General features: G+C 45.3%; 5 protein-coding genes. All 5 read right to left on the bottom strand.

The annotated features are described in order from the left end of the window. Positions 1 to 187 precede the first annotated feature (187 nt). The 5 genes from NDI44_RS15080 to NDI44_RS15060 all read right to left on the bottom strand — a co-directional run bounded on the left by NDI44_RS15080 (position 188) and on the right by NDI44_RS15060 (position 7351). A complete protein-coding gene (locus tag NDI44_RS15080) occupies positions 188 to 4279 on the bottom strand; it encodes a non-ribosomal peptide synthetase (protein ID WP_190412280.1) in 4092 nt (1363 codons plus the stop codon). Positions 4280 to 4367: 88 nt separating this feature from the next. Next, positions 4368 to 4766, bottom strand: coding sequence for a hypothetical protein (locus NDI44_RS15075; RefSeq protein ID WP_190412279.1), 399 nt, complete (start codon positions 4764 to 4766; stop codon positions 4368 to 4370). Positions 4767 to 4927: 161 nt separating this feature from the next. Then, the gene (locus NDI44_RS15070; RefSeq protein ID WP_348235298.1) at positions 4928 to 5569 is read right to left on the bottom strand and encodes a Crp/Fnr family transcriptional regulator; all 642 of its coding nucleotides are present in this window, start codon (positions 5567 to 5569) and stop codon (positions 4928 to 4930) included. Between the two features lie 497 nt (positions 5570 to 6066). Then, on the bottom strand, positions 6067 to 6681 hold the full coding sequence (locus NDI44_RS15065) for a Uma2 family endonuclease (protein ID WP_190412277.1): 615 nt from the start codon (positions 6679 to 6681) through the stop codon (positions 6067 to 6069). Positions 6682 to 7009: 328 nt separating this feature from the next. Next, positions 7010 to 7351 (bottom strand): hypothetical protein, encoded by a 342-nt coding sequence (locus NDI44_RS15060; RefSeq protein WP_190529709.1) that lies wholly within the window; start codon positions 7349 to 7351, stop codon positions 7010 to 7012. Between the last annotated feature and the right edge of the window lie 490 nt (positions 7352 to 7841).

The raw sequence follows: 7841 nt of genomic DNA, 5'->3' as shown, positions 1-7841 counted from the left end.
TAACTGTGTGTATGGCATCGCCCCCTCCTTAAGTTGCTCCTTGTCTCTCCTTAATTTTGCAATTCGACGATCGCCAACTGGCACACTATTTTCTCATTCATGCAGGAGGTCTACTACTTATGGGCATTGTACGAATAGTAAGCCACGGTAAGAGCGATCGCTACATCACAGAGTACAGCGATCGCTCTTATCTTCCGACCTGTGCATTCTCAATACAGGTTCTTAACTGTTCGGTGAGAACCTGGACATGGGGTTTCTTGAGCATGGTTAGGTGATTGCCAGGAATGTTATAAATTTCCACTCCTCCTCCAGCTAGCTCGCCCCAACCCATACTTGGATCTTGATTCGCAGCGATATTTTGTTCGCTATTTTTCAAAAGAGTAATTTTGCTAGGATAGACTTGCGGCACATAGCTAAGCGCTGCTTGACTATTCGCTTGAAAAACCCTAAGTATCGATTTACTTCTTAATTCTTTTAATATTCGTTTTTTAGATTCTTTAGAGATTAGCTTGCTTTGGGGCTTGTCGGTAGCGGCTATAAGATAAAAATAATCCATAAAATAAGGCCATATATGTCGCGCTACTGTGTTCATCAGAAACTTTAAACCGTCCCCGAAGGAAGGTTTGTTTTTAGAAATTGGTGCGGAAGTATCTATCACAGCCAGTAGAGCTACTTTATGCCCAGTTTTTTGCAATTGTTGAGCCATTTCAAAAGCAACCAAGCCTCCAAAAGACCAACCTCCTAAAAAATAAGGGCCATTCGGCTGCACTGCACGTAAGGCATCAATATAATAAGCCGCTATATCCTCAATACGAGTTAATGGGGATTGTTCTCCGTCCATACCCAGAGGTTGTAGCCCATAAAATGGTTGTTCTGTCCCCAAATGATATGCGACTTCATAATAAGGAAAGATTACTCCTAAAATGGGATGAACGCAAAAGAAAGGTGGATTTTGACCTTTAGGCTGAATTGCAACTAAGGGCGACCAATACGGAGAATCAATTTCGGGAGATAGCGCCCTTGCTAGACCTTCAATGGTTGGATTTAAGAACAGGGTAGACAGCGGTAATTCGCGCTCAAATTGCTTGCGTATCTGCTCCATGAGGGTGATACTCAGCAGCGAATTTCCCCCTAAATCGAAGAAGTTATCGTAAATACTTACACGCTCGATGTTAAGAACTTTAACCCAGATTTTGGCGAGGACTGACTCAGTAGGATTACGAGGTTCAATGTAAGCCTTATCTAGGGTTTGGCTAGTTGAATTATCGGGTTCGGGTAAGTTCCGACGATCGACTTTGCCATTAGGTGTTAAAGGCAGAGCTTCTATCATGACAAAAGCTGAAGGAACCATGTATTCTGGCAACTTCTTCCTTAGGAAATCACGGAGTTCAATGATTGTAGGGGTAAAATTTTGGGCTGGCACAATATAAGCGATTAAACGCTTATCACCAGATATCTCTGTAGCAATTACCACCGTTTCTCTGACTGTCGGATGCTGAGTCAGCAGTGCCTCAATCTCTCCTAATTCGATGCGGAAACCGCGAATTTTTACTTGGTCATCAAGGCGACCTAAAAATTCAATGTTGCCGTCTGGTCGATAACGAGCTAAATCGCCGGTTTTATAAAGACGATCCTCGCTACCCCCCTTTAAAAGGGGGGAGAAAAAAGAATTTTTTCGGGTTTCTTCTTCATTTTCTATTTTTGCCTTTTTGAAAGGATTAAGAATAAATCGTTCGGTAGTTAAATCAGGGCGATTGAGATATCCCTGCGCCAGTCCATCACCCTGAATGTACAATTCGCCAGTAATTCCGATGGGTACAGGCTGTAAATATTTATCTAATATATAAATTTGAGTGTTAGCAATTGGGCGACCGATGGGCGGATTTTTGCTATTGTCATTAATTTCTGAAATCGTAGCCCAAACAGTTGATTCAGTTGGTCCATAAGCGTTAAAAAATCTGCGATCAGAAGCCAATTTGTTTACAATATCTTTAGAACAAGATTCGCCGGCACAGATGATAGTTTGCAGCGCAGGAAGTTTTTCTGGTAATAGTGCGAGTACAGTAGGCGGGAGCGTGGCGTGAGTAATCGCATTCTCGCGCAATAACTTGATTAAAGGTTGTCCAGGTAGAAGAGATTCCTTTTTGGCTAAATAGAGGGTTGCTCCCGATCGCAATGCCATGACAATCTCGAAGATTGAGGCATCAAAACTCAAGGATGCAAATTGCAGGATGCGATCGCTTGGCTGTACCTTGAAAACTTCGAGCTGAGCTTCTGCTAAGTTAGATAGCCCTCTGTGCTGCACTAAAACGCCTTTTGGTTTTCCAGTTGAACCAGAGGTGTAGATGACATAAGCTAGATTTTCAGATGTTACGTTGCTGCTTGGGTTGTGTTGGGGATAGTGAGCGATCGCATCCCAGTCCGTATCCAAACAAACTATAGATAAACCATCTTGGCGATCCCCCCAACAGGTCTTTAACAGGGAGGCTAATTTGGATTGCGTTAATAAGATGGATATTTGAGCGTCTTCGAGCATGAAGCTAAGACGTTCTTGAGGATAGGTCGGATCTAAAGGCAGGTATGCTCCTCTCGCTTTGAGGATGCCTAACAGTCCTACAATCATCTCTAGGGAACGCTCTATACAGATGCCAACTAGAACGTCTGGAACTACCCCCAAGTGTTGTAGGTGGTGTGCAAGTTGATTGGCTCTGATGTTGAGTTCGCGGTAGGTTAATTGCTGATTTTCAAAGATGAGCGCAATCGCATCCGGAGTCTGCTCTACTTTTGCCTCAAATAACTGATGAAAACACTGGTTTTGCGGGTAATCTCTTCTGGTATTATTCCAATCAATTAATAACTGTTGCCGTTCGGCTGCTGTTAATAAAGGCAACTCGCAAAGGCTTTGCTCTGGATTTGCGACGATACCTTCCAGCAGCGTTTGAAAATGCCCCAACATCCGGGTAATGGTAGCATCATCAAATAAATCGGTGCTGTAAATTACCTGTCCTTTGATAGCTTCCGGCGATTCCCACAGGTGAAACTCTAGGTCAAACTTAGCGCTGGGGTTGTCAAAATCTAGATGCGAGAGTGTTAACCCAGGTAACTCTAGCGCCTCGATAGGTGTATTTTGCAGGCTAAATGCAACCTGAAATAATGGATGCTGGCTCAGGTTACGCTCTGGATGCAGTTCTTCTACTAGCTTCTCAAAGGGTAAGTCTTGATGGGCATAAGCGCCTAGCGCCACCTCCCGGACTCTGCTCAGCAATTCCAGAAATGTTGGATTGCCGGATAAATTAGTACGCAGCACCAAACTATTGACAAAAAAGCCAATTAAACCCTCAATTTCGCGGCGGTTGCGGTTAGCAATGGGTGAGCCGACAACAATATCTTCTTGCTGTGTATAGCGGTAAAGTAAGGTTTGAAATGCCGCCAAAAGGGTCATGAAGAGAGTAACGCCTTGGCGCTGCGAAAGTGCCTCTAGTTCCTCACTCAGGCTTTTCGGTAACTCTAGAAATTGCGTTGCGCCTTGATAGGTTGGAGCCGCTGGGCGAGGTTTGTCAGTGGGCAAGTTAAGTGAGGGAAGATTGTTCAGTTGCTGCTTCCAGTAGGCTAACTGAGTCTCTAAAACTTCACCCTGTAGCCATTCGCGCTGCCAGTCTGCAAAGTCTGCATATTGGATCGGTAGTTCTGGCAAAGGCGATCGCTCGTTATTGCCAAAAGCGGTATACAGCGTTCCGAGTTCCCGAATTAGCACCCCAATCGACCAGCCATCGGAGATAATGTGGTGCAGATTCAGCAAAAGTACGTGTTCTGAGGAATCTAGCTGTAGCAGCATCACTCGCAGTAACGAGTCTTGAGATAAATCAAAAGGACGCGATCGCTCCTCAGTGGCTAGTCGTCGAGTTTCCGCTTCCCGTTCGGTTGCAGATAGATGCCGCAAATCTATAAGGGGCAAAGGTATGGTTAAGCTGGGAGCAATGACTTGAACAGGTTGCCCATCGAGCATCCTAAAAGTGGTACGCAAAGCTTCATGGCGACGCACGATTTCGTTGAACGTCTCCTCCAGCGCCCAAGCGTTGAGCGAACCTTTTAGGCGAAGTGCAGTCGCTACATTGTAAAAGGTATTGCCAGGGAATAGCTGGTCGAGGAACCACAGCCGCTGTTGGGCAAAAGATGCCGGAAAGACAAAGACCTCCGCTTCTTGCTCAGTTACTTCTTGCTCAGTGTTGAGTGCTTTCTCATCAACCGTGAGGTCGTTGTCGGTAAAATTCTGAGTCATCCGCAGATTGTACCACTGGGCATAGTTGTTCGATTATGTTGCCCATTTCCCCACTTTCTGGTCTTCACGGAGGCTGATTAGGCTGCGTCTATACCGCGCAAAGACGGTACAGAAGATTCATCAACTGTTCCCCATCTTCCAGGTAGGTCACGTACTCGCTTTCGCTTATCTTAACGTCCTTACCTTCCATATCTGAACCGTAGCGCTCAGCCATGACGACAATTGGCGTAGTGTTGAGCAGTTCCGCCCCCTGACATATACGCCGTCCCAGGTTAATAACCTCGTCTATCGGCATATCGAACTGGTTAATCAAAATCAGACTAGGGCGATCGCGCACACCACGCGCCAGGGCGATCGCGTCTTCTTCCTGTAGCGCCTCAATCACGTGGTAGCCCCAGATGGAAAGGTTATATTTCAGGAGCGGGCGTGTATCGTCATCTAGTTCAAATATCAGAATTGTCGGTAGCCTATCTTTTTTCTGGTTCATTTGTTGTCCTTTTGCTCCTCTTTAGACCGTTACTTGCAGACTGAGGAGAAGAGACCCTCTTCCAGCCTGACTTAATCTCTACGCAACCTGTACGCGATTGGATGAGGAGCAACGAAAGTGCTTCACTTTCTGCCGCACGAGTGAAGGTGAGAACCCTTTGATCAGCCATCTCTGTCCTTGGCTCCCAGCAAGCGATCGTATTCCTCTCTGAGAACCTGGAAACACTCGCACGCAGTCGCTTCCAGCCCCGCCTGATCCAGGATCTGGACGCGACGGTTGTACCGAATGAGATCCCTCTCCTGAAGCTTTTGGGCGGCTTGGGTGACACCAGCGCGGCGCACGCCCAGCATGTGACCGAGGAACTCCTGGGTAAGCTTAAGGTCATCCGAATCAATGCGGTCTTGGGCTTCGAGCAGCCAGCGTGCTAAGCGTTGATCGAGAACATGGAGGCTGTTGCAGCCAGTGGTTTGCGATATCTGGGCAATCAGGGCTTGTGTGTAGCGCAGCAGTACGTCACGCAGCCCCTTATTGCGATCAAACTCCTCCAGCAGCACCCCTGCATCCACCTTGATCGCACTGCCCGCCATTTGTACGATGTATTCAGTCTGCGTGGTCTCCCTTCCGCCCATGAAGGCATTGACGCCGACCACTTCACGGTTGCCGACTAGACCCGCCTCAACCGTGGAGCCGTCAGTCATGGTGATGGTAATCGAGATCAGGCAATCGATGGGGAAATAGAGATCCTCGATAGTTTCACCAGGATGGTGGAGTATCTTGCCCTGTTCCAGCGAGACTCGCTTCAAGTTGGGAGCAAGCTTCTCGTATACCTCACGGGGTAGGACGCTAAGCAGTCGATTTTCAGTAGTCATCTGGAAAAGTGTTAGAAGTCTTATATAAGTAATTAGACCTCTTGCAGGACTCTCATTGCAGGACCGTACAAAAAAAAGTCTGTAACGATAACCTGAGTTCAGGTTAATTAGGCTCTGAAAGCGCAGAGACCGGAAAGTTTTCTAATCCATTTAGTTGAAGAACAGCAACCAGCAATGTGCAATCCTTGATTAGCCTAATCGCCAATCTTCATTCAGGATAGTTCTAAACGGCATCGGCATTCAGTACGGTTTCGTACTAATAAACCCGATGGATTGAGGAGATTTTTCTTAGCAATGATTGCAATCCGGCTTAAAAAGACAAAACAAAGATTTATAAAAATTTTGAAAGGTAAAAGATGGATAATTTTCGATAAATATTTATCATATTTTAGTCCGTGCAGCATTCAGCCTTTGTTTGTATAGACGCGAATTCATTCAGTTGCCCCAATTCTAAAAATCTGTTCAGCAGTCAAATTTAACTCTGGAAACGTTGGCGATTCAATGCGGTCAGCACCCCTAAACTGACTCACTTGGTACTCACCCTCAACCATTGAGTAAACCGAAATAGTAGGTTGCTTGGGGTTGCCAATAAATCGCCTACCGCCTAACCCCAGGTAATCAACAATCCAGTATTCCGGAACACCAATTTCTTCATAATCCGCAACTTTGAGCAGGTAATCATCCCGCCAATTGGTACTGACTACTTCAATTACTAAAGGAATTGATGCACCTTGAGTAACAGTTGAAGATTTTTTCCATAACGGTTCCGCTGCTAGATTAGCCCGATTTAATATCAGCACATCTGGTAAATAACCTGATTCTTTTTCTGGCGGCTTGACTAGCGCTTGATTGGGTATAAAGTAGGGAAGATTTAATCGGTCAAACTCTATAGTTAGTTTTGTTGCCAAAAAACCTTTGACTTCCTCATGTTCTCCCACTGGCTGCATTTCAATAATCACCCCATCATGTAGTTCATAGCGTCCAGTTTCGGCCTTCCACTCTAGAAAGTCTTCAAAGGTTATTGGTTTAGGTAAGGCTTGAGTCATGGCTTGCTGATTTCCCAGAATTAATGTAGCTGCGTTTCATTCAATAGTGCGATCGCGCTCATTTCAAGGTTGAGTCACTTCTTTTTATACTTCTTTCCCATCTGAACTGAGGGTACACACTCGCAACAATCTTCTGGCGAATCTCTCAAAATTTGCGCCTTAGGAGTGTTTTCGGCTCGAATAAATTGTCCTGCAATGCAGTTTCATATCGATTGAGTTCTCATTTAATTTACCTTGGCGCTATTCAAATTATGAAGCAAGGCTCACTAACCCCCCTGTGCATTGGGGCAGGGAGGGGGGATCTAGGCTTAGCCCTGTTTATTTAACTCTAGTGACAGTCGGCTTGTGGGTAAGGTAGAGCTTGGCTATACAAAACCCAATGATTACGCTTGTCAGTTGGTCTGACAGCCCAACCGTCTTGGTAGTGCGGTCGGTTTTGCTGCTTTGCCAGATACAAAGGTTTTGGATCGCAGAGCTTCAGTAAAGCCATGACTTGCTCTGTAGTCCACAAGCCGTGGTGAGGGTAAGAACTATTATCCTCAGTTTTGCGCTTCCGCTTGGGAAACGTCCGATGCGGCTTGGGGCAACTGACTGCAATCCCCAAGTCCAAGGCTAGTTGAGTTACCCCAGCATTCGAGCTAAGGTGTGATAGCACAGTTGGTTTTTCCACAAATTTTTCCACAAGTGAACCTAATTGTGTAAACGAATCTAAACGCGGGTGAAACGGTGAAAACGTCATAGTGTCCAGCTGGTGGCGTTTTCACCAACCTGCGTATAACAGCAATTTACTGCATTATTTCGGGATAATCTATATACATAAATTCTGATTTGTGATACATTAGTTTCTCTTGAAACGACAAGAGAAACTAAAGTCCAAATATAATTACTTATTTAAAAAGCACAGTAGGAAATTATAATTAAAACTAATGATTAGTTAACCAAGTTAAGGTGGCCTTTACAAAACATACATAGAGTAGATGTGAGGGCACAGATTAAAAAGTTGGAAATCACTCACTCAAGCTTTGCTTTCTTTGTTCAGCGATGATAGCTTCATGGAATGATTTTCACGGGAAATTGGGACTAAAAGTAGGACTTTACTTTTAGCATTGCTGTCTTTCAAGCTTTCAACCACTTTTGATAGTGGCGCGATCGCGCCACTC

Origin of the sequence: Trichocoleus sp. DQ-A3, assembly GCF_039961975.1 — a bacterium.
In the GTDB taxonomy this organism is placed as follows: Bacteria; Cyanobacteriota; Cyanobacteriia; order Cyanobacteriales; family FACHB-T130; genus FACHB-T130.
Note: the sequence above shows the minus strand (reverse complement) of the source record. Positions and strands in the feature narration are given on the sequence as shown.